28 protein-coding genes and 1 tRNA gene are annotated in these 26,375 nt (G+C 71.0%); 15 read left to right on the top strand and 14 right to left on the bottom strand.

The annotated features are described in order from the left end of the window. Positions 1–22 precede the first annotated feature (22 nt). Entirely contained in the window at positions 23–589 is a 567-nt protein-coding gene (locus AC5L35_RS19750; protein ID WP_495061129.1) for a TetR/AcrR family transcriptional regulator, read from the bottom strand. A gap of 68 nt (positions 590–657) precedes the next feature. On the opposite strand from AC5L35_RS19750, the gene AC5L35_RS19745 reads away from it, so the two are divergent. Further along, positions 658–1,152, top strand: a complete 495-nt coding sequence (locus AC5L35_RS19745; RefSeq protein WP_495061128.1) for an FBP domain-containing protein — start codon at positions 658–660, stop codon at positions 1,150–1,152. A gap of 98 nt (positions 1,153–1,250) precedes the next feature. Continuing rightward, positions 1,251–2,189, top strand: coding sequence for a CPBP family intramembrane glutamic endopeptidase (locus AC5L35_RS19740; protein ID WP_495061127.1), 939 nt, complete (start codon positions 1,251–1,253; stop codon positions 2,187–2,189). A 30-nt stretch (positions 2,190–2,219) separates the two neighbouring features. Here the strand turns inward: AC5L35_RS19740 and AC5L35_RS19735 are convergent, their stop codons facing one another. Then, on the bottom strand, positions 2,220–2,894 hold the full coding sequence (locus AC5L35_RS19735) for a response regulator (RefSeq protein WP_495061126.1): 675 nt from the start codon (positions 2,892–2,894) through the stop codon (positions 2,220–2,222). Then, positions 2,891–4,117, bottom strand: a complete 1,227-nt coding sequence (locus AC5L35_RS19730; protein WP_495061125.1) for a sensor histidine kinase — start codon at positions 4,115–4,117, stop codon at positions 2,891–2,893. The genes AC5L35_RS19735 and AC5L35_RS19730 overlap by 4 nt, the downstream gene beginning before the upstream one ends. A gap of 267 nt (positions 4,118–4,384) precedes the next feature. Here AC5L35_RS19730 and AC5L35_RS19725 point away from each other — a divergent pair, with 267 nt between their 5' ends. From AC5L35_RS19725 to AC5L35_RS19710, 4 genes are all read left to right on the top strand, one after another. Next, positions 4,385–4,603 (top strand): hypothetical protein, encoded by a 219-nt coding sequence (locus AC5L35_RS19725; protein WP_495061124.1) that lies wholly within the window; start codon positions 4,385–4,387, stop codon positions 4,601–4,603. A 160-nt stretch (positions 4,604–4,763) separates the two neighbouring features. Next, positions 4,764–5,519 carry an amino acid ABC transporter substrate-binding protein gene (locus AC5L35_RS19720; RefSeq protein ID WP_495061123.1) on the top strand — a complete coding sequence of 252 codons (756 nt, stop codon included), beginning with the start codon at positions 4,764–4,766 and terminating at the stop codon, positions 5,517–5,519. Next, on the top strand, positions 5,520–6,188 hold the full coding sequence (locus AC5L35_RS19715) for an amino acid ABC transporter permease (protein WP_246266260.1): 669 nt from the start codon (positions 5,520–5,522) through the stop codon (positions 6,186–6,188). It begins immediately after the preceding gene. Further along, the gene (locus AC5L35_RS19710) at positions 6,185–6,937 is read left to right on the top strand and encodes an amino acid ABC transporter ATP-binding protein (RefSeq protein WP_495061122.1); all 753 of its coding nucleotides are present in this window, start codon (positions 6,185–6,187) and stop codon (positions 6,935–6,937) included. The genes AC5L35_RS19715 and AC5L35_RS19710 overlap by 4 nt, the downstream gene beginning before the upstream one ends. Before the next feature lie 160 nt (positions 6,938–7,097). On the opposite strand, the gene AC5L35_RS19705 is transcribed toward AC5L35_RS19710, so the two are convergent. Next, positions 7,098–9,251, bottom strand: coding sequence for a DEAD/DEAH box helicase (locus AC5L35_RS19705; RefSeq protein ID WP_495061121.1), 2,154 nt, complete (start codon positions 9,249–9,251; stop codon positions 7,098–7,100). Between the two features lie 488 nt (positions 9,252–9,739). Between AC5L35_RS19705 and AC5L35_RS19700 the strand changes: the two genes are divergently transcribed. Further along, positions 9,740–10,642, top strand: a complete 903-nt coding sequence (locus tag AC5L35_RS19700) for an LLM class flavin-dependent oxidoreductase (RefSeq protein WP_495061120.1) — start codon at positions 9,740–9,742, stop codon at positions 10,640–10,642. Here AC5L35_RS19700 and AC5L35_RS19695 read toward each other — a convergent pair. From AC5L35_RS19695 to AC5L35_RS19685, 3 genes are all read right to left on the bottom strand, one after another. Next, complete coding sequence (locus tag AC5L35_RS19695) at positions 10,623–11,036, bottom strand: fumarylacetoacetate hydrolase family protein (protein WP_495061294.1); 414 nt, start codon at positions 11,034–11,036, stop codon at positions 10,623–10,625. The genes AC5L35_RS19700 and AC5L35_RS19695 overlap by 20 nt on opposite strands. A 156-nt stretch (positions 11,037–11,192) precedes the next feature. After that, on the bottom strand, positions 11,193–11,891 hold the full coding sequence (locus tag AC5L35_RS19690) for an alpha/beta fold hydrolase (RefSeq protein WP_495061293.1): 699 nt from the start codon (positions 11,889–11,891) through the stop codon (positions 11,193–11,195). A gap of 402 nt (positions 11,892–12,293) precedes the next feature. After that, a complete protein-coding gene (locus AC5L35_RS19685; RefSeq protein WP_495061119.1) occupies positions 12,294–13,472 on the bottom strand; it encodes an acyl-CoA dehydrogenase family protein in 1,179 nt (392 codons plus the stop codon). A 277-nt stretch (positions 13,473–13,749) separates the two neighbouring features. Here AC5L35_RS19685 and AC5L35_RS19680 point away from each other — a divergent pair, with 277 nt between their 5' ends. After that, positions 13,750–15,024, top strand: coding sequence for an MFS transporter (locus AC5L35_RS19680; protein ID WP_495061118.1), 1,275 nt, complete (start codon positions 13,750–13,752; stop codon positions 15,022–15,024). Between the two features lie 167 nt (positions 15,025–15,191). Continuing rightward, positions 15,192–16,079, top strand: a complete 888-nt coding sequence (locus tag AC5L35_RS19675; protein WP_495061117.1) for an amidohydrolase family protein — start codon at positions 15,192–15,194, stop codon at positions 16,077–16,079. A gap of 27 nt (positions 16,080–16,106) precedes the next feature. Here the strand turns inward: AC5L35_RS19675 and AC5L35_RS19670 are convergent, their stop codons facing one another. Further along, positions 16,107–16,937, bottom strand: a complete 831-nt coding sequence (locus AC5L35_RS19670) for an alpha/beta fold hydrolase (RefSeq protein ID WP_495061116.1) — start codon at positions 16,935–16,937, stop codon at positions 16,107–16,109. Between AC5L35_RS19670 and AC5L35_RS19665 the strand changes: the two genes are divergently transcribed. After that, positions 16,925–17,536, top strand: coding sequence for a terpene synthase family protein (locus tag AC5L35_RS19665; protein ID WP_495061115.1), 612 nt, complete (start codon positions 16,925–16,927; stop codon positions 17,534–17,536). The genes AC5L35_RS19670 and AC5L35_RS19665 overlap by 13 nt on opposite strands. Positions 17,537–17,604: 68 nt before the next feature. On the opposite strand, the gene infA is transcribed toward AC5L35_RS19665, so the two are convergent. Together infA and AC5L35_RS19655 are read right to left on the bottom strand one after the other, a co-directional pair. Next, complete coding sequence (infA, locus tag AC5L35_RS19660; protein WP_495061114.1) at positions 17,605–17,829, bottom strand: translation initiation factor IF-1; 225 nt, start codon at positions 17,827–17,829, stop codon at positions 17,605–17,607. Beyond that, positions 17,826–18,632 (bottom strand): GNAT family N-acetyltransferase, encoded by an 807-nt coding sequence (locus AC5L35_RS19655; protein ID WP_495061113.1) that lies wholly within the window; start codon positions 18,630–18,632, stop codon positions 17,826–17,828. The genes infA and AC5L35_RS19655 overlap by 4 nt, the downstream gene beginning before the upstream one ends. 281 nt (positions 18,633–18,913) lie before the next feature. On the opposite strand from AC5L35_RS19655, the gene AC5L35_RS19650 reads away from it, so the two are divergent. Genes AC5L35_RS19650 through AC5L35_RS19635 form a run of 4 tightly spaced genes read left to right on the top strand, consistent with a single transcriptional unit; the run spans position 18,914 to position 21,534 of the window. Next, the gene (locus AC5L35_RS19650) at positions 18,914–19,462 is read left to right on the top strand and encodes a dihydrofolate reductase family protein (RefSeq protein ID WP_495061112.1); all 549 of its coding nucleotides are present in this window, start codon (positions 18,914–18,916) and stop codon (positions 19,460–19,462) included. Positions 19,463–19,473: 11 nt separating this feature from the next. Then, positions 19,474–19,815, top strand: a complete 342-nt coding sequence (locus AC5L35_RS19645) for a DUF1801 domain-containing protein (RefSeq protein ID WP_495061111.1) — start codon at positions 19,474–19,476, stop codon at positions 19,813–19,815. Between the two features lie 24 nt (positions 19,816–19,839). Continuing rightward, the gene (locus tag AC5L35_RS19640; protein WP_495061292.1) at positions 19,840–20,277 is read left to right on the top strand and encodes a YciI family protein; all 438 of its coding nucleotides are present in this window, start codon (positions 19,840–19,842) and stop codon (positions 20,275–20,277) included. A gap of 3 nt (positions 20,278–20,280) precedes the next feature. Continuing rightward, positions 20,281–21,534, top strand: a complete 1,254-nt coding sequence (locus tag AC5L35_RS19635) for an RNA polymerase sigma factor (RefSeq protein WP_495061110.1) — start codon at positions 20,281–20,283, stop codon at positions 21,532–21,534. Between the two features lie 102 nt (positions 21,535–21,636). Here AC5L35_RS19635 and AC5L35_RS19630 read toward each other — a convergent pair whose 3' ends face one another. The 3 genes from AC5L35_RS19630 to AC5L35_RS19620 form a co-directional block, all read right to left on the bottom strand. Continuing rightward, the gene (locus tag AC5L35_RS19630) at positions 21,637–22,980 is read right to left on the bottom strand and encodes a Clp protease N-terminal domain-containing protein (RefSeq protein WP_495061109.1); all 1,344 of its coding nucleotides are present in this window, start codon (positions 22,978–22,980) and stop codon (positions 21,637–21,639) included. A 170-nt stretch (positions 22,981–23,150) separates the two neighbouring features. Next, a complete protein-coding gene (locus AC5L35_RS19625; RefSeq protein ID WP_495061291.1) occupies positions 23,151–23,537 on the bottom strand; it encodes a GMC oxidoreductase in 387 nt (128 codons plus the stop codon). Then, on the bottom strand, positions 23,467–24,684 hold the full coding sequence (locus AC5L35_RS19620) for a GMC family oxidoreductase (RefSeq protein WP_495061108.1): 1,218 nt from the start codon (positions 24,682–24,684) through the stop codon (positions 23,467–23,469). Before AC5L35_RS19620 ends, AC5L35_RS19625 begins: the two co-directional genes overlap by 71 nt. A gap of 241 nt (positions 24,685–24,925) precedes the next feature. On the opposite strand from AC5L35_RS19620, the gene AC5L35_RS19615 reads away from it, so the two are divergent. After that, positions 24,926–26,140, top strand: a complete 1,215-nt coding sequence (locus AC5L35_RS19615; protein ID WP_495061107.1) for a hypothetical protein — start codon at positions 24,926–24,928, stop codon at positions 26,138–26,140. 122 nt (positions 26,141–26,262) lie between these two features. Here AC5L35_RS19615 and AC5L35_RS19610 read toward each other — a convergent pair. Beyond that, positions 26,263–26,350, bottom strand: a tRNA-Leu gene (locus AC5L35_RS19610). Positions 26,351–26,375: the final 25 nt, after the last annotated feature.

Genomic DNA, 26,375 nt, shown 5'->3' with positions numbered 1-26,375 from the left:
CCGTCGGTGGCGCGACCGGGTGTCACGCGGGCCAGTTCCGCAGGAGGGCATCGAGGGCGTCGAGGATCCGGGACCAGGTCTCCTGGGTGTCGGGGGCGCTGTGGCTGAACCCTCCGCCCATCTCCAGGCTGACGTAGCCGTGGACGAGGCTGCCGAGCAGCCGGACCGCGGCGGTGTGATCCGGTTCCGCAAGGTCGTAGCCGCGCAGGATCGCGCGTGCCATATCCGCGTGCCTGCCGCCTGCGCTGGCCGCCGCCGTCTCCGGGTCGAGCCGCAGCTGGGCGGCGGCGTAGCGGCCGGGGTGCTGCCGGGCGTAGTCGCGGTAGACGTTCGCGTAGGCCGTCAGGGCGTCCTTCCCGGCCCGGCCGGCAAGGGCTGCGGCGAGCAGGTCCGCCAGCTCCTCCAGCGCGAGCAGGGCGATCCTGGTCTTGAGGTCGTGGGAGCTCGTCACGTGCGAGTAGAGGCTCGCGACCTTGACGTCGAACCGCCGGGCGAGCGCCGAGGCGGTGACCTGGTCGAAGCCTGATTCGTCGGCGAGGTCGGCTCCGGCCCGGACCAGACGTTCGATGGTGAGCCCGACGCGTGCCATGGCTGCCCTTTCACGTGGTGTACGCTACCTAAAGCATTTAGGCAAAATACCACGATCTATAGGCAGCCATGAAGCCGCTCACTGAGTCCGACATCCGCTCGTCCTTCGTCAACTGCTCCAAGGGGGAGGCCCAGCGGCTGAAGCTGCCCGTCGGCCTCGACGAGCTGCCCTGGCCGGATCTGGACTTCCTGGGCTGGCGCGATCCGGGCGCTCCCGAACGCGCCTACCTCGTCGCCGAGCACGGCGGCCGCGTGGCCGGCGTCGCCCTGCGTGCCGCGTCCGCGGGTGCGCGTGGTTTCACGGCGCGCAGTATCTGCTCGCTGTGCCTGACCACGCGGACGGCGGGCGGAGTGGTGCTGATGACCGCCCGCCGCTCCGGTGCGGCCGGCCGCGGGGGCAACTCGGTCGGGCAGTACCTGTGCTCCGACCTGGCCTGCTCCCTCTACATCCGGGGACGGAAGCAGTCGGTGGGTGGAGTGGTCCGCGAGACCCTCTCCCGGGACGAGAAGATCGCCCGCACGCTGGCGAACCTCGACGCCTTCCTCGCCACGATCACCCGGTAGGCAGCCCGCGCCCACACTTCTGCACCTTTCGATGGCATCGGGGATCTTCGATCCTTCGCATCTCGTGACAGACCCCGCCGGATCACAGACTTCGGTACATGACGATCTCGGACAGGAGCACACCGGAAACCGACCGAGGGACGCTGCCCGGCGCGCCGCCACGAACGCCCGCGCGGGGCGGGGGAGTGCTCGGGCCGGTGCGGCGCCACCCGCTGCTCAGCTTCTTCGTGCTGGCCAACCTGATGAGCTGGCTGGCCTGGCTGCCGTACATCCTGTCGCAGAACGGGCTCGGGATCTGGAGCTACCGCTACCCCGACGCCCTGGGAGCCAGCCAACTCCTGGGGGTGCTGCCCGGCGCCTACCTCGGCCCGATCGCCTCGGCGCTGTTCGTCACCGCCGTCGCCGACGGGCGGCCCGGGTTGCGGCGCTGGCTCGGCCGGATGTGGCGCTGGCGCGTCCGGTGGCACTGGTACGCGATCACCCTGCTCGGGGTCCCCGCGTTCATGCTGGCCTCCGGGTACGCCTTCTCCGGCGGGCAGATCACCGCGCCGTCGGTGATGGTCATCGCCGCCTACGTTCCCGGCCTGCTCATCCAGATGGTCACGACCGGACTCGCCGAGGAGCCGGGCTGGCGCGACTTCGCGCTGCCCCGCATGCAGCGCCGCTTCGGACCGCTGGCCGGCACCATGATCCTGGGGCCGCTCTGGGCGGTCTGGCACCTGCCGCTGTTCCTCACCGAGTGGGGCGGCTGGCCGGACGCGGACTGGAGCCGCCCGGTGGTCTTCGCCGGGTTCTGCGTCGCCTTCAACATCGTCATGACCTGGGTGTTCAACCGCACCGGCGAGAGCCTGCCGCTGGCGATGCTGCTGCACGTCAGCGTGAACAACTTCGCCTCGATCGTGTGGTCGGAGGTGTTCCCGACCATCGACATCGACCGGGCCCAGCAGGCCATGGCGAGCGGCGCGGTCGTGGCCGCCGTGCTGGTCCTGGTCGGGACCCGTGGGCGCCTCGGGTACCGGGCGCCGGATGCCGACTGAGGCGGCGGTCCCCCGGGGCGGGCGCCGGGCTCAGGCGCTCGGCCCGGAGACGGCGACGACGTGGTTCTGGTAGGCCCAGACGACCGCCTGCAGCCGGGACTGCACGCCGAGCTTGGGCAGCATCCGCGCCAGGTGCGACTTCACCGTCGACACCTCGACGACGAGAGTGCGGGCGATCTCGTCGTTCGACATGCCCTGGGCGAGCAGCAGCAGGATCTCGTGCTCCCGCGGAGTGAGCAGGTCCTCGACGCGCCGGGCCGTCACCGGCTGCAGGCGGCGGCGATGGACGAACTCCTGCAGGATGCGCCGGGTGAGCGTCTGGTCGATGGTGCCCTGACCGGCGGCGACCTGGCGGACCGCGTGGACGATGGCCTCCGGCGGCGCGTCCTTGAGCAGGAACCCCGACGCCCCGGCCTCGAGCGCACCGAAGACGTAGTCGTCGAGGTCGAACGTCGTCAGGACGAGGACCGGCACCTGCGGGTCGGCGTCGGGTGTGCACAGCTCGCGGGCCACCTCGATCCCGTTGCGGCCGGGCATCCGGATGTCGAGGCAGGCGACGTCGGGCACCAGGTCGCGCGCCATCGCCAGTGCCTCGGCGCCGTCGCGGGCCACGCCGACCACCTCGATGTCGGGCTCGGCTCCCAGCAACGCCGACAGGCCGGCGCGCACCAGGTGCTGGTCGTCGGCGATGAGCACGCGGATCATGCAGGGTCCTCCGGGGGCGGCGCGGGCGCGCGCATCGTACTGATCATGTCGTCGACCGGGAGCGTCAGGCGTACCTCCCAGCCGCCGTCCGCGGTGGCGCCGTAGCTGAGGTCGGCTCCCACCAACTGGGCCCGCTCTGCCATCCCGACCAGCCCGAACCCGCCGCCGGGACCCGGGTCGGGGGCGGAGGGAGCGCCGTTGCGCACGATGATCGTGAGCCGGGGGCCCTGCGGGTCGCCGATCTCGACCGTGCACCGGGCACCCGGTGCGTGCGCCGCGGCGTTGGCCAGCGACTCCTGCACCATCCGGTAGGCGACGAGCTGAGCGAGCGGGCCCACTCCCGCGCCGGGCTCGGTGCCCCGCTCGGGCACGACGAGGTCGATCTCGGATCCCGTCGCCCGGCGGGCCTCGACGAGCGCGACCACGGCGTCGAGGCTCTCCACCGGCCGGGTGGCGTCGGCGTCGTCGCGCAGCAGGCCGACCAGCCGCCGCAGGTCGTCCAGGACGGCCCTGCTCTGCTCGCGGACCTGGCGCGCCGACTGTTTCGCCGTGGCGGGGTCGGAGTCGATCTGCCGGTCCATCGCCGCGGCCATCAGCGCGATGCCGGACATGTGGTGGGCGGCGATGTCGTGCAGTTCCCGCGACATCGCCATCCGCTCCTGTGACACCGCGGCCTGCAGCAGCGCGTCCTGCTCACGTCGCAGTGCCTGCACCTCGTGGTGACGGGCTTCGCGGGCGTCCCGCTGAGCGGCGACCACCAGCCCGAACAGCAGTGGCAGCCCGACGACGACGAGGCCCTGCAGCAGCGCAGCGCCGGCCATCATGCCGATGCCCGGTGTGCCGCTGCGGACCTCGTTGAGGAACTGCGCGGTCGCCAGCAGCAGCGCGGTGACCACCAGCGTCACCCACAGCCGGCGGGACGGGCGGGCGACGACGGCGAGGAACACCCCGGCCAGCACGGCGACCGCCGTCAGGCTGAAGGCCCCACCCGGCACCGCCCAGGCCGGCACCAGCGGCACCGCGGCCAGGCCCGGTAGGACCGTCGCGGGGAACCGGCCGACCCACGCCACCGCCACGGCCTGCAGCACCAGCACCGCAGCCACCGTCCACCACCCGGGACCGCCGAGCGGGGGCAGCAGGCCGGCGTCCGGCTCCCCGGCCGTGACGATGGGCAGCGCGAACAGCAGGCAGATCGAGACCAGCCCGCACACCGTGGCGGGCACCGGGTGGAGCGGGGCATGCCGGCCTGGTGCCTGCGCGGGTCGGGACACGGTCGGCCTCCGCGGTGCTGCTCGTCGTCGCCGGGTGGCGCCGTCCGTGATCATCCGGTACGGCGCGTGAACGCTACCCGCCACCTGCCCGCCTCCACCGAAAGTTGGAGACAGGGAACTGCGTACCTCGGACCGATGTGTCCCAGGAGCGTGGCGGACAGGCTGGATCACATCGGACAGCAACGGGGGACACCGTCCCCACGACGAGAGGTACCTCTCATGACCAGCGATCCCGCCACTCCCGGTACGCACAGCAAGGCCTCGGCAGCCCCGGCGCGCGGACTCCCTCGCCCGCTCCTGTGGGTGCTCCTGGTCGTCGCCGTCGCGGCCAACGGCATCACGTCGCTCTCGTCGCTGCCGGTCGCCGTCGGGGCGACGTTCGGCGTGATCGCCCTCGCTCTCGCCGCGCTGCTGGTGCGTGACCACTACCGCCCCTGAACCTGGCGGACGACGAGCGGGCGACGAGATCAACGCAGGCACTACTGCGGTCGGTCGGCGGCGACGTGGAAAAATGCCGTTCGTCGCCTTACCGGGCTGCTCGCGGCCGTTGTCCGCGGCACTCCGCGCGCCACTCGTGCCCCATCCGAAGGAGAATCCCGTGCGTCGCACGTTCCTCGCCGCAGCCGTCGCGCTGCTGTCCGCCGCCATGATCGTCGGCTGCAGCGGCGGCTCCGACGCCACCACACTGCGGGTCGGGACCGAGGGCACGTACAGCCCGTTCAGCTTCCAGGGCCCCGACGGCAAGCTCACCGGCTACGACGTGGAGGTCGCCCAGGCCGTCGGGTCGAAGCTCGGGCGCACCGTCGAGTTCGTCCAGACCCCGTGGGACGCGATCTTCGCCGGGCTGGAGGCGAAGCGCTTCGACCTGGTCGCCAACCAGGTGACGATCACTGACGAGCGCAGGGCCAGGTACGACCTCTCGGAGCCCTACACGGTGTCCGAGGGCGTGATCGTCACCCGCGCCGACAACACCGGCATCACCAGCCTCGCCGACCTGCGAGGCAGGACGACCGCGCAGTCCGCGACCAGCAACTGGGCCGCCGTCGCCCGCGAGGCCGGGGCGAACGTGGAGGCCGTCGAGGGCTTCGTGCAGGCTGTCCGGCTGCTCAAGGACGGCCGGGTCGACGCCACGGTGAACGACACGCTCGCGGTGGGCGAGTACCAGAAGACCACCGGCGACACCGGCGTGAAGGTCGCCGGGAGTACCGGCGACACCAGCGAGCAGGCTTTCGCGGCGCGCAAGGACAGCGGTCTGATCCCCGAGGTCAACCGCGCCCTGGACGAGCTGCGCGCGGACGGCACGCTCGCGCGGATCTCGGAGAAGTACTTCGGTTCCGACGTGAGTGGGCAGTAGTTGGATGCCTCGACCTGGGCGCTGATCGGGCGCAACCTGTGGCCGATGCTGGTCGCCACCGTCACCCAGACGCTCCCGCTGACGGCGATCAGCTTCGCGCTCGGACTGGTGCTCGCATTGTTCGTCGCGCTGGCCCGGATCTCGAAGGTCGTGCCGCTGTCGGCGCTGGCCCGCGCCTACATCTCCGTCATCCGCGGCACCCCGCTGCTGGTCCAGCTGTTCATCGTGTTCTACGCGCTGCCGCAGCTCGGACTGGTGATCGACCCGTTCCCGTCGGCGGTGATCGCGTTCAGCCTCAACGTCGGCGGTTATGCGGCCGAGGTGATCCGGGCGGCGATCCTGAGCATCCCGAAGGGCCAGTGGGAGGCGGCGCAGACCATCGGCATGGGTTACGCGACGACGCTGCAGCGGGTGATCCTCCCGCAGGCGGCGCGCACCGCGGTGCCGCCGCTGTCCAACACGCTGATCTCGCTGGTCAAGGACACCTCGCTGGCCTCGACCATCCTGGTCACCGAGCTGCTGCGGGTCGCCCAGCTGGCGGCGGCGCCGACGTTCGACTTCTTCGCGCTCTACGGGGTCGCCGCCGTCTACTACTGGATCATCTGCCTGGCCCTGTCGTCCGTGCAGAACAGGGTGGAAGCGCGACTGGAGAGGTACGTGGCGCGATGACCGACCTGCTGACCGTGCGGGGTCTGCGCAAGTCGTTCGGCGACCTGCAGGTCCTGCGCGACATCTCGTTCGACGTGCCGGAGGGCACGGTCACCACGGTGATCGGGTCGTCGGGCTCGGGCAAGACCACGATGCTGCGGACGCTCAACGCCCTGGACCGGGCCGACGCCGGCGTGATCGACATCGGATCCGTCTCGGTCGACTTCGCCCAGCCCGTCGACCGCGCGACGCTCGCCCGGTTCCGCTCCCAGAGCGGCATGGTCTTCCAGTCGCACAACCTGTTCCCGCACCGGACGGTGCTGCAGAACGTCATCGAGGGCCCGGTGATCGTGCAGAAGCGGCCCAAGGCCGAGGCGATCGAGGACGCGAAGGTGTTGCTGGAACAGGTCGGGCTGGGGGAGAAGGCCGACCAGTACCCGTACCAGCTCTCCGGCGGCCAGCAGCAACGGGTCGGGATCGCCCGGGCACTCGCCCTCCGGCCCACGCTGATGCTCTTCGACGAGCCGACCTCGGCGCTCGACCCGGAGCTCGTCGGCGACGTGCTCCGGGTGATCAAGGACCTGGCCGCGGACGGCTGGACGATGGTGATCGTCACCCACGAGATCCGGTTCGCCCAGCAGGTGGCCGACCAGGTGCTGTTCATCGACGGCGGGGTGGTGCTGGAGTCGGGGCCACCTGCGCAGGTGCTGGGCAAGCCGTCCCACGCGCGCACCCGGCAGTTCCTGCAGCGGATCCTGGACCCGATCTAGTGTCCCGCGCCGGAAGTCTGGTGCGTATATCGGCGGATCCAGGTTTCTGCCGGGTGCGCCGGTGGACGGTCCTCGTACCGGGTGTACTCGGGCCGGTCGCCGGTGCGGCCGGCGGGGAGCTGGGCCGTCGAGATATGTGGTGGACTTGCGGCGCGGGACACTAGCCGGTCAGCTCCGTTCCGATGTGCGTCGGGACCGCCGAGAGCGCGTCGGTCAGCAACGCGACGAGCGCCTCGTGCTGCACGTCGGCCGACGACCCGACCTCCTCCTCCGACCCGTCGAGCGCCTGGGCGGCGAGGCCGGCCTTGCTGTCGATCAGCTCGGCGATCCGGGCGTCGATCGTCTGCGCGGCGATGATGCGCCACGCGGTGACGGGCTGCGCCTGCCCGATGCGGTGGCTGCGGTCGATGGCCTGGGTCTGCTCCGCCGCGGTCCAGGAGAGCTCGGCGAGCACCAGGTTGGAGGCGACCTGCAGGTTGAGGCCCACGCCGGCCGCGGTCAGCGAACAGACCGCCACGGCCACGTCGGGGTCGTTGACGAAGGCGTCGATGTTCCGCTGCCGCACCGCGGGGGTCTGGTCGCCGCGGATCGACGAGAAGCGGACCCCCTGCTTGGTGAACGTCTCCTCGGCGACGTCCATGACGTCGACGTGCTTGGCGAAGAAGACCACCTTGCCCGCGCTGCGCGCGAGCTGGGCCGCGTAGTCCGCGGCGAGACCGGCCTTCGCCTGGCCGATGCGCCGCATCATGCTGAAGACGTTCTCACCGGTCGTCGAGGTGGTCGCGTCCTTCTGTTCCCACCTGGCCACCTGGCGCACGAGATCGTGGTCGATGCCGTCCACGACGGCACCGGACCGGCGGCCGGCCAGTGCCTCCTCGTACCGCGCCACCATCCGGCGAGCGAGGTCGCGCTCGGCCGCTCGGATGGACCGACCGGCCGGCCCGTCGAGCTCGACGGGGAGGTCGGCGATGCGGCGGGCGGGGATGTCCGCCGCCACGTCGACCTTGCGGCGCCGGACGATGCCGAGATCGACGACGCACTGGCGCGTCGCGGAGTAGAAGCCCGGGTCGGCGGGTGTCAGGCCGGTCTCGTCGAGCGCGGTCATCAGCTCGGCGAGGGGCTTCGTCTCGTCGATCCAGCCGAGGAACTGCCAGATCGCCCGGAAGTCTTCGATGTCGTTGATCAGCGGGGTGCCGGTGAGGGCCATCAGCAGCGGGCGCGCGGTGAAGGACCGGATGCGCTCGGAGAGCGCCAGTACGTTCCTCGACCGTTGGGAAGCCTTGTTCTTGATGAAGTGCGCCTCGTCGACGACCATGCCGCGCAGGCCGAACTTGCCGAGCCATCCCACGTGGCGGTCGAGCACCTCGTAGTTGACGACGACGATGTCGGCGAACCCGTCGATCGAGTCACCGTCGCCGTGGATCACGGTGGCCGAGCGGTGGGGTGTCCACATCCCGGCCTCGCGCGCCCAGTTGGTCTTGACCACGTTCGGCACGACGACGAGCAGCGGGTAGGCGTTGGCGGCCTCCGCGGCGAGCAGCGCCTGGGCCGTCTTGCCCAGCCCCGGCTCGTCGGCGAGCAGGAAGGTCCGGTGGCCTGCTGCGGCCGCGGCGACCACCGAAGCCTGATGGGGCATCAGCTCCAGGTTGCGCGGCGTGTACCGGGAGGTCGGCGCGGGCAGGGCCATGCAGGCCGGGGCTCCGCTGCCGGCGCGCTCGAACGAGCTGAGCAGCGGGCCGATCAGCTCCCACGTGGCCAGCCGGGTCCTACGGGGTGCGCTCGGCCGGGCCGCGGAGGCGTCGGGGGCGAGGAAGGGGTTGGCCAGCTGCCGCGAGATGACCGACCGCGGCATCACGCGGGGCTCGGTGGCGGCGGGCGTCGGGGGCTCCACCGGCGGGAGGTCGTCGGCGCCCGGCTCGATGCCCGCGGTCCTCAGCATCTCCACCTTGAGTGACCGGGCCTCGTCGGAGACGACGGCGTCCTCGGCGAGAAGCGCCAGGAGCGCTGAGTCGCGGACGGCGCTCTTCGCGAGGATCGTGGCGATGCCGTCGAGGCGCTTGAGCTGCTCGGTCCGGTGCGAGTCGCTGCTGTTCTGCTCCGTCCGGACCCGGGCGCGCTCGTCACGCAGCAGCAGCGCGACGGCCTGGAACTTCGTGCGCGTCGCGGGCGTGACCCGACCGCTGCGGAGGGCGGATTCGACCTCCCGGACGGCGCGGGCGAGCACCGAGTTGACGTCGTCGCGACCCTGGCCGCGACGACGGTCGCGCGGGGCGGTACGGCGAGCCCTGGTTTGGGGCTGGCCTCGTCGAGCCACTAACTCCTCCTTCGGGGTGCCCGGCACGGCCACCGTGGCAGCCGTGCCCCGCACAGGCGTGCGGGCGGGCGATGGGCGTCGCGGGGAGTGAGCCGAAGCTGCTCCTCCGTGACGCGACCCGGAACCACGGATCTGCGGGAGATCGATGCCCCGGGGAGTCCGCCCGCGTACGGGAAGGCATGGCCACTGATCATCCACCAGTCGACGGCTGCGGCAGCACCGACCGCGCTGAGCCGGCTGTCGCCGGACGAGCGGCGTCCGCCGGGTCGGTTCTCGTCTCCATCGTAGCCCCTCGCGGGCGGGAGGAGGCGGCGAGCACTCAGGCGAGCGCGACGAGCACGGCAGGGTCACCCTCGAACCAGGCGTTGTCGATGACCAGCCGACGGATCCGCCGGCACTCCCCGTCGCGGACCACGTGTTGCCGAGAGAGCTGACCGTGACGATCGTCGCCCGAAGGGGAATGCGGTCCGAATCGATAGGATGGCGTTGTGAGATATGCGATTGCGATTCCCCAATTCTACTCGGATGGTTCGTTCGACCCGGGTGCTTTCCGGGAGTACCTGGTGCGCGCGGAGGAGGCCGGGTTTCACAGTGCGTGGACCCAGGAGGCCGTGTTCGGCACGCGTCCGCTGCTCAGCCCGATGGAGGTGATGACGTTCGCCGCCGCGTGCACCGACACCCTCCGGCTGGGCTGCACGGTGTTCGTGTCCACGCAACACATTCCGGCGCAGCTGGCGAAGAGCACGAGCAGCGTGGACCAGCTGTCCCGGGGCCGGCTGGAGGTCGGGGTCGGGTCGGGGGGAAAGAACCGGCCGTACCCGGCGTTCGGCATGCGGCCGGAGCGGTACCTGGCCCGTTTCACCGAGGGCGTCCAGCTGATCAAGCAGCTCTGGACGGAGGAGGGCGTCGAGCACGACGGCGAGTTCTGGCAGCTCTCCGGCGCGACCATCTCGCCCAGGCCGTTCCAGAAACCGCACCCGCCGCTGTGGTTCGGCGGCAGCGGGCCGACGGCGCTGCGCCGGGCCGTCGAACTGGGTACCGGGTTCTTCGGCGCCGGCTCGACCCCGACCGCGGTGTTCGCCGACCAGGTGCGGTCCGTCCGGTCGCAGACCGAACGGCCGGACTTCGAGATCGCCAAGCGTGTCTACATCGCCATCGACGCCGACGCGGGCCGGGCGCGGGAGCGGGTCAACGCCGAGCTGACGGCGCTGTACGGCAGCCTGTCGCCCGCCGTCGAAGCGGCCGCGATCGCCGGTACTCCGGCGGACTGCGTGCGCGCGGTGCGCGACGTGATCGAGGCCGGCGCCGAGCTCATCCTGTTCACCCCGCTGTACGACCAGCCCGAACAAGCGGACCTGATCGCCAAGGAGATCATCCCCGCACTGGCCTGAGCCTGGAGCAACCCCACAGGGTGGCCGGCTGCTGCGGCTGCCCGATCGTGTTGGTCAACGTCCCGATCCCCTCGATCTCGAGACGCACCACGTCCCCGGCCTTCGGGAACCGGCGCAACTCCAGCCCGCAACAACCGGGCAGGGTCCCGGTGGACAACACGTCGCCCGGGCCGAGCGACTCCCCGCGAGCGGCGTAGGCCACCGTGGCACCGAGGCCGTGCAGCGGCCCGGCCGTGCTGCTCTGCGCCCACTGCTCGCCGTTGACGAACACGCGCCCGGTCAGCTGCTCGAAGCGGGGCAGCACCTCGTCGGCGGTGACCACGGCCGCTGCGGCCGGGCGAGCACGACGCCGATCTCCAGCTCGAAGTCCAGCACCCGGGTGAACGACGGCCAGGGAACCGTCTCCCGTCGGCGAGCACCGACCGGTGGTTTCCGACGTAGAACTGCGGGTCGCGGTAGTAGTTCGCCTTCGGCCTCAGCGCCGGTAAGGGTTTGCCGGTGAGCTTCTCGAACCCGACGGCCATTGCCCGCAGGGCCGTGATGCCGGTGATCAACCGGCGGTCGCGTTGGCGGCCTCGCCGATCAACTCCGCGACGGCGTCGGGCTGGGAGACGGTGACGGCGTGGGAGGCCTTGATCTCCACGTTGTGCGACTTCGCCCGCTCGCCCATGAAGCGCATGGACTCGGCCGGGATGGCGAGATCCTCGGTGGTGATCAGGTTCCAGGAGGGGATGGTCTTCCAGGCGGTCTTCGTGGCCGGCTCCTCCAGTGCCGCGGCGGCGATGGGCCGCTGGGTGGCTGCCAACAGGGCGGTGACGTCCCGGGGAACGTCGGCGGCGAACACCTTCTGGAACTCGTCCGGCTTGATGTAGAGGTCATTGCCCGTGCCGCGGTCGGCGAGCGGGAAGGGCACGGTGTCGAGGGCGGCGCCGAGCTGGGCTCCGGGGAACTTGCCGGCCAGCTGCGCGGTGCTCTCACCCTGATCCGGGAGGAAGCTGGCGGCGTACACCAGCGCCTTGACGTTCGGGTGACCGTCGGCGGCCTCGCTCATCACCGACCCGCCGTAGGAGTGGCCGGCCAGCACCACCGGGCCGGACACGCTGTCCACGACGCTGCGCACGTACTCGGCGTCGGTGTGCAGGCCGCGCAGCGGGTTGGCGGCGGCGATGACCCGGTAGCCGTCGCCCGCGAGATTCTTGATCACGCCGTTCCAACTGGAGGAGTCGGCGAACGCGCCGTGGACCAGCACCACCGTGGGCTTGTTCGCCTGCGGGGGCTGCTCGGCCACAGCCGGCGGGTTCGGCTGCCGGTCGAGGGTTCTCGGCTGCCGCACCGCCGCAGCCCGTCGTGAGCGCGGCCAGCGCCACACCCGCGGTCAGCGCGGTGAGCACGGATCTGATCATCATCGTGTCGTCTCCGGGTTCGGGACGGCCCTCTGAGCCATCGCGGATGTCGAACGGGTACGGCCTTGCAGCCGGGCGCTGCGGTTCGGCCAGACAGCGACCGCGGGCTCGTCGCGCACGACCCGAGTGCCACACCGGCGCCGTCCCGCTTCCAATGTGCGATATGTTGCATATCGCTGCCCCAGCTTGTCAAGCGGGGTGTCGCGTTCAGAAGCGCCGCCGGGTCCGGACTCCGTTGACCCGAGCCGTCAGTGCCCGGTGGGCGGGTCAGCGCGGTCGTCGGTGAGGACACGGCTGTAGTCGTCGGCGGCCACCCAGGGGCTGACCGCGGCGTGCCGGGTGCCGACCGCGAGATCGCGCCAGAACCGGCCCAGCGGGTTCCCCGGGGCGAAAGCGCTGGAGCCGTTCAGGTCGAGGAGCTTCTCTACCGCGAGTCGGCAGTCCTGCACCGCGGCCATCAGTTGCATCCGTGCGTGGGCGAACTCGACGGGTGAGACGGGACGGCCCCGCTCGGCGGTGTCCAGCACGTCGGCCACGCCGAGCGTGCGTTGTTCCGCGGTGCGGACGAGGTGGGAGGCGTCGGCGAAGGTCTGGCGTGCCGACGGTGACTCGGTCCGGCGCCGGTAGGGGGTGCCGAACACCGGACGTTCGGCCGTCATCAGGGGCTCGACCACCCCGAGCGCCCCCATTGCCGCGCCGAGCAGCGGGGAGACGGTGTGCAGCGAGACCTGCATCCGGCGCGCCGGGGGAGGCGGGAGCGGTGTGCCGTCCGGACCTCGTGGTGGGGTCAACAGGAAGGCGTCCGGCACGAACACGTCGTCGGCCACGAGGGTGTGACTGCCCGTGCCCCGCAGGCCGGTGGCCCCGTCCCAGGTGTGTTCGATCGTCAGTTCGTCCGTGGGCAGCAGCACCAGGTGTGGCCGGCCGGCCGGTTCGTCGTCGAGTACGGCTGTTCCGACCATCGTCCAGGGGGAGTCCAGGCAGCCCGAGGCGTAGGACCAGCGTCCGGTGATACGGGTTCCACCGGGGACCGTCCGGGCGTGTCCGGAGGGTCTGGCGGTGCCGCAGATCGACACGTGCGGATCGGTGTAGAAGGCCTTCTGCGCGTCTGCGGTCATCCACTCGGTGAACATCGACTTGGCGGTCGCCGACACGGCCGCGAGCCACGACGTCGACGGGCATCCGGCGCCCAGCTCAGCGAACACCCGCACCATCGTCCGGTTGTCGGCATCGAGGCCGCCGAACCTGGCCGGAGTGGTCACGGCGAACGCGCCCACCCCGCGCGCCGCGGCGACGCCCTCCGTCGTGGGTCTGCCGCGCTCCTCTGTGGCCGCCGCGTTCGCGGCGAGGACCGCGCGAGCCGTCCGGGCCCGTTCCCACGGATCAGCGGTATCCGCGGTATGGGTGACATGCAGGTCAGTTGACACAATTCTCCTTCAGAAAGAACAGGTCGTGATCGATCACGATCTCGACCAAACCAGCAGTCGGGGGCACGGGACCATGCGTGAGCTGCCCCGGTTCATACGAGTCCGTGCACGTTGCGACGGCACGACCCTGCGATGTCGGTCCCTGCGATGTCGGTTGCCGGCCGGGTGTGCACCTGGGACGCTCGCTCTCCGAATTGATCCGATCGCAGGTACGGAGGGTCCGGCGGACACCGCGCCCGAGCTGTGTGGTCGCCGGGGCTCGGGTGGGGGACTGCTGATGCGCGAGCGGATCTTCGCCCCGCTGCGCGCCCGCGCGTTCCGGTGGGTATGGGGCGGCGAGGGCCTGTCGATGCTCGGCGATTGCGCCTTCGAGGTCGCCTTCATCTGGCTGGTGCTGCAGGAGACCGGTTCGCCCGCGGCCCTGGCCGGGGTCATGCTGGCGCAGGCCGTCCCGCGGGCCGTGCTGATGCTGCTCGGCGGCGCGATCACCGACCGGTTCTCGCCGCGCACGGTGATGCTGGTGTCGCACCTGACCCGCGGGGCCGCGGTCGCCGGGCTGGGCCTCATCGCCGCCGGCGGAGGAGTGGCGGTCTGGCAGCTGTTCGTGCTCGCCGCCGTGATGGGCGCGGCCGAGGCGTTCTTCTGGCCGGCCAGCGGCAGCATCCTGCCGTCGCTGGTGGCCGAGCGCGACCTGCCGCGGGCCAACGCGCTGGTCGGCCTGGCCGAGCAGGTGGCCCGGCTGGCCGGTCCGGTACTGGGTGGCCTCGCGGTCGCCGTGGCGAGCCCGGCGCTGGTGTTCCTGCTCAACGCCGTGACCTTCTTCGTGGCGGCGGCGACGCTGCGGGCCGTGCCGCATGCCCCGCGCGACCCGGCCGGAACGGCGACGTCGGTGGCGGCGATCCGCGACGAGATCGTCTCCGGGTTCCGGTACGCCGGGCGGAGCTGGGAGATCCGGGTCGTGCTGCTGCTGATCAGCGCGGCCACGCTGAGCTACAGCGGGCTGTTCGCGGTGGGCCTGCCGGCGCTGGCCGACACCTTCCCGCAGGGTGCGCTGGCGCTGGGCCTGTTGTTGTCCGCCTGGGGCCTCGGGCAGCTGCTCGGCACGGTGGGAGCCAGCGTCACAGGGCTCCCCGCCCGATGGGGCGTTCTGATCATCGGTGTGACCCTGTGCGAGGGGGCCGCTTTCGCCGGACTGGGCTTCCTGCCCAACCCGTGGGCCGCTGCCGCCCTGCTGGTGGTGCTCGGCATCGGCGTCGCGTACTCCACCGACGTCGCGCTGCCCACGTTCGTCCAGATCCGGACCCCGGGCGAGCTGCTCGGCCGGGTGAACAGCATCCTCAACGCGCCGCGGGTGGTCCTCGAGCCGCTGTCGCTGGCGCTGATGGGGGTTGTGGTCGCGATCGACGTCCGGTGGGGTTTCGCGATGGCTGCCGTGCCGATGCTGGCGGTCGGCTTCACCCTGCTGGCCAGCCGGAACGCCCGGCAGCTGCGCATGCCGGCCGGGCGAACAGGGGCGGCCGCGCCCCCCGTTCCCGTCGAGTCCGAGACGTAGTCGCCGCGAACGCGAACTCCCCTCGCGCGGCTAGCGTTGCGCTGGACAGATGTCGAGCGAGCAAGGGGTCGGTCATCACCGTTATCGCGATCGAGGAGCACTGGACCACGCCGGAGCTGACGGCAGCGCTCGAGGGCCTCCCGGAGGAGCAGCGGGACGACAGCCTGGTGCTCAACGGGATGGGCGACGCCCGCGCCCGGCTCGAGGACATCGGCGACGCACGGATCGCAGCGATGGACGAGCAGGGCATCGACGTCCAGGTCATCTCCCTCGCTCCCCCGGCGACCGGCCCCCTGCGTCCTGCCGACGCGGTCGCGCTCAGCCGGAGAGCGAACGACATCGCGGCAGAGGCGGTCCACCGCCACCCGTCGCGCCTGCGGGCCATGGCCACGCTGCCGATGGCCGACCCGAGCGTCGTCGTGGGAGAGCTCGAGCGTGCGGCCGGGCTCGGTCTCGTCGGCGCCATGGTCTACGGCCGTACGGGTGCGACGGCACTCGACGATCCCGGTTACGACGACCTGTTCGCGGCCGCCGCGGCGCTCCGCCTGCCGATCTTCATCCACCCGCAGATCCCACCGCGCGCGGTCCGCGAGGCCGCGTACTCCGGTTTCGACGAGATGACCGAGCTCGGCCTTGCGACGTTCGGCTGGGGATGGCACCTCGAGGCGGCGGTCGCGGCGCTACGCCTGATCGTCCGCGGCACGTTCGACCGCCACCCCGACCTGCAGGTCGTGCTCGGACACTGGGGCGAGCTCCTGCCCTTCTGGTCCGAACGGACGAACAGCCTGGCTCGCATCGCAGGGCTGCAGCGACCGGTGTCGGAGACCATCCGATCGAACATCCACCTCACGTGCTCCGGCATGCTGAGTCCCGCGCTCCTGCATCACGCGCTCGAGGTCACCACGATCGATCGGCTCCTGTTCTCGACCGACTACCCGTTCCAGCACCCGACTGCGGCGGACCTGTCGCAGTTCCTGGGTGAGTTCGCGAGCGATGAGGACCGGCAGAAGTTCACCGACGGGAACGCGCGGCAGCTGTTCGACATCCAGCTCTGACGAACGGGAATCCGGACGCTCGCCTCATCAGCTGTGTCCGGAGGTGACGCCGGCGAGCAGGTGCGAGAGCAGCTGTGCGGGGGCGTCTTCCTGCAGGAGGTGGCCCGCATCGTCGATCCAGTGCAACTCGGCGTGGGGGATCCGTTCCTGCAACCAGGTGCCGTACTCCGGAGGCAGGATGCGGTCCTCGCGTCCCCAGAGCAGCTTCACCGGCACGGCGATCTCGGCGAGCTTGGCCTCATACGGTTTCGTGTCGGACTCGGAGAGCTGGCGGTACTGCCGGTAGTACGCCGCCTGTCCTTCCGGCCCGAGCCAGGGGGCGAGGTGGGCCTTGAGCACTTCGGGACGGAACCCCAGGTGGGTCGCGTTGTCGAGGTGGCTGGTGACGAGGGACTCGTGCGCGTAGCCGGGGAGCTCGTCGAAGACCTCGGGGTGGGTGCGGATGAGCGCGAACAGACCCCGTTCCCACGCCCCGCCGCTGACCGCGTCGAAGATGGTGAGGTCGCGGTACGTGGCCCCCTCGAGGAGCAGGGCGCGCAGGACGATGGCGCCGCCGATGTCGTTGGCGACAACGCTGGGGCCGCTCAGCTCCCAGTGGGCGAGGAGCTCCACGAATCGTCGAGACTGCGCGGCCAGCGTGAGGTCCTGGCCCTCTCTCTGGTCGGACTGCCCGTAGCCGAGGTGGTCGAAGACGAAGACGGTGCGCTCCAGAGCGAGTGCCGGTGCGATGTCTCGCCAGAGAAACGAGGAGTACGGCGTGCCGTGCACCAGGACCATCGGGTCTCGCCCGTCGCCGAGCCGTGCCCACCGGATGACTCCGCCATCTGTCTCGAACTCCTCGGACAATGTCCAGGTCACCGTGGCTCCTCCCGCCGACAGCGACCGACGCGCTGCTCGTCGAGCACATACCCGCCCGCTCCGCGAACGACACTGGCCCGAGCACCCCCTCAGCGGTCTCGCCGGACGAGCAGGCGTGCGAGCTCGTGCAGGTCGCTGACGGCCGTCGGTTCGGTGCCCGCCCCGCGGCCCAGGACTACGCGATCCTCCTCAACGACCTGTTCTCCTACCAGAAGGAGATCGAGTACGAGGGCGAGATGCACAACATGGTGCAGGTCGTGGAGACGTTCCTGAACGTCGACCGGCACCGCGCTGCCGCGCTCGTCGCCGAGCTGATGAAGGCGCGGATGGAGGAGTTCGAGCTACTCGTCGAGCACGACCTGCCGGCGATGTTCGACGAGCTCGACCTCGACGCAACCGCCCGTGCCGTCCTGGTCGACCGCGTCGCCGGCCTGAAGGACTGGGTCTCCGGCGTCCTCGAGTGGCACCGCCGGTGTCCGCGCTACACGGAGGCCGAGCTGCAGCGCAGCCGCGTGCCGACCACACCGTCCGGTCTCCCGCTCGCGCCGGTCGGGCTGGGCACGTCGGCGGCGCGGGTCTTCGCCGGCAGCGGCAGGTGATCCGGCCGCACACCGAGCGCGGGGTACCGGCGGCCGCCGGGCCGCCGGTACCGCGATCAGGCCGGGCGCTACATCCGGTACCGGAACAGGATCCGGCCCCGGTTCAGGTCGTACGGGCTGAGCTCGACGAGCACCCGGTCGAGCAGCACGATCTTGATGTAGTGCTTCCGGATCTTCCCGCTGATGTGCGCGAGCACCTTGTGCCCGTTCTCGAGCTCCACCCGGAAGGTGGCGTTGGGCAGGCAGTCGACGACGGTGCCCTCGACCTCGATGGCTCCTGCTGCCTTGGTCATGCGCCACGCACCATTTCCACGGCGCTGCTCACGTGCTGCGCGCCGATGCCCTCGAACAGCGCCGTCGCCGCGCTGTTGCGCTCGTCCACCTCGGCCGACGCCGTCTCGACCCCGCCGCGGTGCAGCGCACCGAGCACCTCGCCCAGCATCGCCCGGGCGATGCCGCGACGGCGCAGTCCCTCGCGGACCGCGACCAACCCGATCCGCGCGTGCCGGCGCCGCGCCACCACCCGGACCAGCCCCACGTACCGATCGGCAGCCTCGGCCACCGCGTACCTCGACGGGTCCAGGGGAGCCCCGCCCGGCCGGGCCGGCACCTCGACCGGCATCGAGTCCCAGCCCACGCGGGCGTCGACCTCGGCGCGGACCGCTTCGTACACCTCGCGCAGCGCGGGCTCCCGCGCCGCACCGAGGCCCAGGATCGTCACGTCCGACGGCGCCGGCGCGGCGTCGAGCCCGGTGACCAGGGGGTCGGTGGCGACGAGGTACTCCCGTTCCCGGCGCCGGACGGTGAGCCCTGCCCGCTCCCAGCGGGCCGTCAGGTCGTGGTCGGCCTCGTCGACCATCGTGTACAGCGGGCTCGGTAGGTCCGCCAGCATCGCGGTCGCGAGCCGGTCGAAGACCGCGGCGTGCCAGGTGTCGATGCTGAGGAAGATCCGGCCGTCGGGTCGGCGGGATGCCTCGCCGTGGCCGATCTCCAGGTCGTCCTCCACGGCCCGCCACTGCAGGTCGTCGACCCGGGCGATCACCGCGAGTGTGCCGACGGTCGGGGGTGCGCCCGCACTGAAATGCACGGAGTCCATAGGTTGTGCCCTCTCAGAAGTGCCTGGTGGGAGGCGCTCCTGGCGACACCTACGTCAATCGCCCGATCGGGACGGAGAGGGGAGCACCCACGTGCGTACAGCGAGCATGGGTCTCACCTCCAACGGCCGGGTCGCGATCGCCCGCACGGTATCAGCGCGGGCATCCTCGCCCGCCACGGATTTTTCCGAAGAAAGTTCGGACCGGTCGTCGAAATCCGGTGGGGTCACCCGAAGGACGGGTTGAGGGCCGGATCGACCGGCCCACCGGCAGAGGGACCAGCATGCGACGCATCATCGCCTCGACCTACACGACGCTCGACGGATTCATCGACAACCCGCACGAGTGGTCGCTGTCGTACAACGACCCCGGCGCCCAGCAGTTCGCCCTGGATCTCACTCTCGGCGCGGATGCACTCCTGCTCGGCCGGGTGACGTACGCGGGGATGGCACAGGCGTGGCCGCAGATGGGCGGCAACCCGTACGCCGACCACGTCAACAAGATCGAGAAGTACGTCGTCGCCTCGGAGCCGGTGGACGTCGAGGCCTGGGGTCCGACCAGCGTCATCGCAGGCGATGACGTCCTCGCAGCGGTCGAGCGGCTGAAGCGGGGCGCCGGCGGGGACATCCTGATCTGGGGCAACGGTCGACTGACCGACGCCCTGGCCACAGCCGGGTTGCTCGACGAGTACCGGGTCTGGGTCTACCCCGTCATCAAGGGCAGCGGCGAGCCGCTGTTCCGGCCCGAGAGCCGCACCGGCCTCAACCACGTCGACACCAGGACCTTCGAGTCCGGTGTGGTCGTGCTGTCCTACCGCGTCAACGCAGCCTGAAGGAGAACGAGATGAACACCGAGGTCACCGCCTACATCGCCGGCACGAAGCCCTGGCAGGCAGAGGTCTGCAACGCCCTGCGCGAGACCGTCCACAGTGGTCTGGCGGTCGAGGAGGTACTGCAGTACGGGAAGCCGCATTTCGTGCGTGATGGGCGGAACGTCGCGGTGCTGCACGTTGCCGCCGCTAAGGTCTCGTTCATGGTCTTCGACGCGGGTGACGTCGAACCGGTACCGGGCGTGCTGCGCTCCCTGGGATCCGGCGACCGCAAGGTCGTCGACATCCGGGAGGGCGAGTCCGCCGATCTCCCGTTCATCGCCGATCTGCTGCGCCGCACTGCCGGCCACGACTAGTAGGAGCAACCAACTGTGCGCGTGATGGTGATGACCAAGGGCGACGGTGCCGACGAGAGCAAGGGGCAGCCGACGCCGGAGATGTTCGAGAAGATGCGGGCCTTCAACGAGCAGCTGGTGAACGCCGGCATCATGCTCGGCGGCGAAGGCCTCAAGCCCAGCGGCGACGGAGCGAGGGTCGCATTCTCGAACGAGGGGACCTCGGTCGTCGACGGCCCGTTCACCGAGTCGAAGGAAGTCATCGCCGGCTACTGGATCTGGGAGGTCAGCTCCCTGGCGGAGGCTGTCGAGTGGGCCAGGCGCTGCCCGTTCGACGCCGCGTACGGCGAGACGCAGGTGCTGGAGATCCGGCCGCTGTTCGACATGGCCGACTTCGCCGAAATCGTGGACGGCGAGACCCTCGCCCGCAGCGAGGAGCTGCACGACCGGGCCTCGACCGAGTCGAGGGCATCCCACGGCTGACCGATGGAACTCCGGGATTCGGTCGAGGCGCTCTGGCGGATCGAGGCGCCGCAGCTGATCGCCACGCTCGCCCGACGCATCGGAGACCTCGACATCGCCGAGGACATCGCCTCCGAGGCGTTCGTCGCAGCCCTGGCGCAATGGCCCGTCGAGGGGGTGCCACCCCGACCGGGCGCGTGGTTGATGACGACGGCATGGCACAAGGCGATCGACCGGGCCCGGCGCGAGGAGACGGCACGCACGAAGGCGCCGCTCCTCGTCGCCGGGCAGGACGGCGCGCTTCCCGACGTCAGCGCCGAGGCCCTCGACCCGATCCCGGACGACCTGCTCACCATGGTGTTCACCACCTGCCACCCGGTGCTGTCGCCGGAGGCGCGGGTCGCCCTGACCCTGCGGCTGTTCGGAGGCCTGACCACCGACGAGATCGCCCGCGCGTTCCTCGCTCCCTCGTCGACCATCGGCCAGCGGATCTCCCGCGCGAAACGCACGCTGGCCGGGGCCCGGGTGCCGATCGAGGCACCATCGGCCGACGAACTGCCCGGGCGCCTCCGCGCCGTTCTCGAGGTGCTGTACCTGGTCTTCAACGAGGGCTACTCGGCCTCCTCCGGCGAGAGCGTCGTCCGCGCGGACCTCGCGGTGGAAGCCATGCGGATGGGACGGGTCCTGGCCGGGCTGCTGCCGTCCGAAGCCGAGGTCTTCGGCCTGGTCGCGCTCATGGAACTGCAGGCCTCGCGGTTCCGTACCCGCACCGACGAGAACGGCATCCCGATCCAGCTCGAGCTCCAGGACAGGCGGCGCTGGGACCGCACCCTCATCGATCACGGCCTCGGCATGCTCGACCGCGCGTTCGAGCTGGCCCGGCCGCTCGGGCCCTACTCCCTGCAGGCCGCGATCTCCGCCTGCCACGCCCGCGCCCCCAGTTTCGCCGATACCGACTGGGTGGCGATCCTCGCGCTCTACGACGCACTCGCCCAGATCACCGCCTCACCGGTGGTCGAGCTGAACCGCACCGTGGCAGTTCTCCACGTCGACGGCCCCGAAGCCGCACTCATCGCCACCGAGCCGCTCACCTCCGACCGCAGAATGGCCGGCTACCACCTCCTGGGCGCCGTCCGCGGCGACCTCCTCACCCGCCTCGGCCGCCATCACGAAGCAGCCGCCGAACTCGAGCGAGCCGCCGAACTCGCACCCACGAAGCAAGAGCGACAACTCCTCCTCGACCGCATGGCTGCAGCACTCAGCGTCAACAGTGACTGAGCCCGGCGTCAGGGACGGCCTCGGCCCGGACGAGCTGCGCCGCGCGTTCGCCGATGGCATAACGGCACGAGCGTCGGACCGACGCACCGGTGCGCCGGAACGCTAGGAGCGGAATGTCGTCAGCAGCTGCCGCACCTCCCGGCTGACGCGGTCCGGGTCGACGCCCAGCCCGACCAGGGCCTGCGTTGCGACCGTCTCGCCGTCGCCCTCACGCACGAGGCTGAGCAGGACGTGCTCGGTGCCGACGTAGCTCTGGCCGATCCGCTGGGCCTCGTCCAGCGAGCGCTGCAGCACCTCCCTGGCCCGCGCCCCGAGCGGGACGTCCCCACTCGGCGCCCCCTGTCCCCGGCGGACGATCCGCTCCACCTGCTCGCGCACACCCTCAAGGGTGATCCCGAGTGATTCGAGGACCTGAGGGGCGATCCCGTTGCCCTCGCGCAGGAGGGCGAGGAGGACGTGCTCGGTGCCGACGTGGTCGTGGTCGAGCATCCGGGCCTCGTCCTGGGCCAGAGCGACGACGCGCTGGGCCCGGTCGGTGAACCTGTCCACCCCCTCGAACCCCTCGATCATGGGGAACTCCTCCTCATCCACTGGCACCGAGCGCACGAACAGTTCGAACGCGTCGTCGTGCACGACGAGCCGCGGCCCTCCAGGACCCAGGTCGGGGAACACGCCGTCGAGGTGGTGGGTGACAAGCCGGCTGAGCGCCATGCTGTACTTCGCCGTCGTGGCCGGTCCGGGCATGCGGATCCCGAGCTCGTCGCGGCCGGGCCAGGACTGGACCTCGACGCCCGGTGGCAGCGCGCCCGCCACCGAGTCGGCGTCGGCCATGAGGACCGGGAGCTTCGCGAGCCAGTGCGGCCCGTCCGCGGTCATGCTGTCGGCCGACTGTCGGGGCGTCTCGGCGGCCGGGGTCTTCCAGGCGGTGCCGGCCTGCTCCAGGCCGCGCGCGGCGGCCACTCCGCGCAGCCGGCGCACGGTGTCGTGGAACGACCGGTGCGCCCGGTCCCAGTCGTACCACCGCTCGTCGACGACGTGGCCCTCCCGGGTCTCGGCCTGGGCGTGCGGCACCAGGGCCGACAGCACAACCTGGCCGGCGAAGCGATGGGTGCGCACCTCGGGCCAGGACGTGAGCAGGCTGCGGGCCTCGTCGATCGCCTGGTCCTCGCGGCGGCGCCGGCGCTCCACCGCCTCCGCATGGTCGTGCAGCATCGCCCCGGCGCGATCGAGGTCGTCGAGCGCCCGTAGGACGTCGCGGACACCGAGACCGGCCTGGCGCAGGGTCGTCACGAGCACGGCCTGCTTCACCTGGTGCATCCCATAGGAGCGGTACCCGGTCTGCTCGTCGACCGAAGCCGGTACGAGCAGGCCTTGGGAGTGGTAGAAGCGCAGCGTCTGCGCCGGCAGGCCGGACACGGCGCTGAACTCGCCGATGGAGAAGTCCACGGCTCCCAGCATGGGGCTTGCAGCAACTGCAAGGTCAAGGCGGTGGTGCCGCCGAACTCGCACCACGAAGCAAGAACGACAACTCCTCCTCGACCGCATGCTGCCGCACTCAACGTCACCAGTGACTGAGCGAATCTGCTGACATCTACGAAGGGTGCGCGCCGACGGGGTCACCAGCCGGCCTCGGCCCGGACGAGCTGCGCCGCGCGTTCGGCGATGGCATAGACGGTTGCGTTGGTGTTGGCGGATACCGGGGACGGCATCACGGACGCATCCGCCACCCGCAGTCCGCTCAGGCCGTGCACCCGCAGTTCGGTGTCGACCACGGCGTCGGCGTCGGTCCCGATTCGGCACGTGCCCGCGTAGTGGAAGTAGCTGCTGGTGGTGTCGAGGACGTAGGCGCCGAGGTCCTCGTCACGCCGCCGGTCGGCACCGGGCTCCCACTCCTCGCCCCGCCAGGGGGCGAAGGCGGGCATCTGTCCGAGCTCACGGGCGACGTGCAGGCCGGCGACCACGGCGTCCACGTCGCGGGTGTCGGTGTAGAAGCGCGGGTCGATCAGCGGTGGGGCGCCGGGGACGGCGGAGACCAGCCATATCGAGCCACGGCTGAACGGCGTCATGAGCGACCGCGATCTCGTAACCCTCGCCCCGTCCGGGGCCCGGCGCCGGCTGCTGATGGAGCGGCAGCGATACGGCCATGATCTGCAGGTCCGGACCGGCAAGACCGTCCCTGCTGCGGATCAGGCCCTTGATCTCTCCGTCGTTGCCGTTGGATGGCGGGACGGCCCGGGCCGACCGGTAGACGACACCGGACACCGGATGGTCGTGCAGGTTGGCGCCCACGCCGGGAAGATCGGCAGCCACCGTGATCCCGATGTCTTTCAGGTGGTGCTGCGGACCGATCCCCGATGTCAGCAACACCTGCGGCGCACCGATGGCTCCGGCGGTGAGGACGACCTCGCCATCGCACGGGGCGACGAATGTCTGCGGCCCGACGCTGTACTCGACTCCGAGGCACCGATCGCCGTTCAGGACGACGCGGTGCACCAGTGCGTCGGTGACCAGGTCGAGGTTGGGCCGGTCGAGCGCCGGAATCAGGTAGGCGTCGGCTGCGCTCTGTCGCCTGCCCTCGACGATGGTCATGTCGGTGACGCCGAAGCCTTCTTCTACACCGCTGTTGACGTCGCCGACGATCCGGTGGCCTGCCTGCCGGGCCGCCTCGAGCGCGGCTTCCGCGATCGGGTGCGGCGGAGCTGTCGGCCCGGGCCGCAGCGGCCCGCTGCAGCCGCGTACGGCGGGGTCGCGCCCGACGAAGTGTTCGGTGCGCCTGAAGTAGGGCAGCAGGTCGTCGAACCCCCAGCCCTGCGCCCCGGCGGTGACCCACGCGTCGTAGCTCGACCGGTGCCCCCGCAGAAACGCCATGGCGTTGATCGCCGACGAGCCGCCCAGCCCACGGCCGCGCGGTAACTCCAGGGCTCGTCCGGTGCTCGGCAGGACAACGGTCTTGTCCTGCCAGTCCATCGACGAGCCGATGAGTGCCGACCAGGACTCGGCCGGGCCAACCGCCTCCAGCGGCGTACGGGAACCGGCCTCCAGCAGGAGGACGCGGGCGTGGGGGTTCTCCGAGAGGCGCGCGGCGAGCACACAGCCCGCGGTCCCCGCACCGACGACGATGAAGTCATGACAAGGGGCCAGGGAGTCCACGTATCGGGGCTTTCTGTTCGAGCGCCGGCGAGTGCGTGTCTCCGCGTTCGGGAGGACGAGATTCGTCGACGGCGACACCCGGATGGTCTCCTGACGAGCCTCGGCTCCTTCCCGTCAGACGGCAATAACCCCGGAGAGGTATCTGGCCAGCTCCGGACCGCGCACCGGTCGCAGGTGCCGGCGCCGCTGAGTCGGCAACCGACCTGCTCGGGTCGGCGAGGCCGTTCGCCGGGTCCTTCACGTGGCGATGGATGCGCTCGGTCGGTCGCATCAGGCGGTGGACACAGGGCTCGGTCATCGTCCGCGCGGGCGAGCCTGGGGCGACGGCGCGGTCGGTGTACCGGCAGTCGAGGCCTTCGCCGTTGGTGCGTCCCATCGCGGCCGCGGTGCCGTTCGGCGTGAACCGGTAACAACTCGACGACGCTCCGCGAGTGTGGAGCCGATCACCGAGATAGGAGACACCCCGATGTCCCACCCGAACTACCCGCCTGGGCACCCGCAGAGCGGTTCGGAGCAGCGGTACGGGCTGCCCGACGCGCTCACACCCGAGGAGCGGGCGGCTGCCGAGGCCGCGGTGGCTCGTTTACGCGCCGAGCGGGAGGTCGCCGAAGCGGACGCCAGGGGCCGCGCCGTTGCCGACCCGTACGGGATCGCGCCGCGGCATGGCGGCACTTCGCCGCTGCCGCAGCCTGCGGCGCCGTCGGCGAGGAATGGCCTCGGCTTGGCCGCCGCGATCATCGCGCCCATCGGCATCTTGTTCGGTCTCGTCCCGCTGACCGGGTTCATCGCCGTGATCTGCGCCCTGGTCGCCATCCCGCTCGCCCTTGTCGGCCGGTCCCGCGTCCGCAGGGGCAGGGCCACCAACCGCAAAACCGCGGTGACCGGTCTGGTGCTGGGTGCGGGTGCGTTGGCGCTCGGTGTCTGGGGGATCACCATCGTGTTCGGTGCGGTGGACCGGCTCGGTGATGACCTATCCGGACCGGCGCGCATCGCGGCCCCCGCGGTGCGCGGCCCGGAGCGAGAGCAGCCAACGATCGAGGCCGAGCAGCCCGCCGGCGTCGCTGCGCCGGCGGTCGCAGAGTTCGGACAGCGAGTCACATTCGACGACGGGATCGCCGTCGAGGTCACTGCACCTCAGCCGTACAAGCCGAGCCGGTATGCGGCGGGCAACGACGGCGACCGCGCCGTCACGTTCGACATCACGGTGGTCAATGGATCCGGCGAGCCCTACGACGCCGTGGCGACGGTGGTGAACGCCACGCACGGTGGGCGCCAGGTGTCGAGGATCTTCGACAGCGCGAATGGTGGCAGCGAGAACCCCGCTGGGACGGTGCTGCCCGGCAAGTCGACCACGTTCACCATCGCGTTGTCGCTCGGGGAGGCCGTGGGCGATCTGCAGCTCGAGGTCACCCCCGGTTTCCTTGGCGAGCCGGCCATCTTCACCGCGCAGGTGTGATGTAGCTATAAGGCGACGGCGTGGATCGGCGTCTTCGGGTTCTCGTGGTCGTGGGCTCGTGCCAGAACGCGCTCCACGACGATGACGATCTGCCGGGAAACCTGTTGCTCAGAGAATTGATCTGGTGTCCGAGGGGGGACTTGAACCCCCACGCCCGTTAAAGGGCACTAGCACCTCAAGCTAGCGCGTCTGCCATTCCGCCACTCGGACAAGCTGCGTGACCTCCCGGTCGCGC

This window comes from Pseudonocardia sp. OZ21, assembly GCF_059359135.1.
The sequence above is the reverse complement of the archived record's forward strand: the minus strand, read 5'-3'. Positions and strand labels throughout refer to the sequence as shown.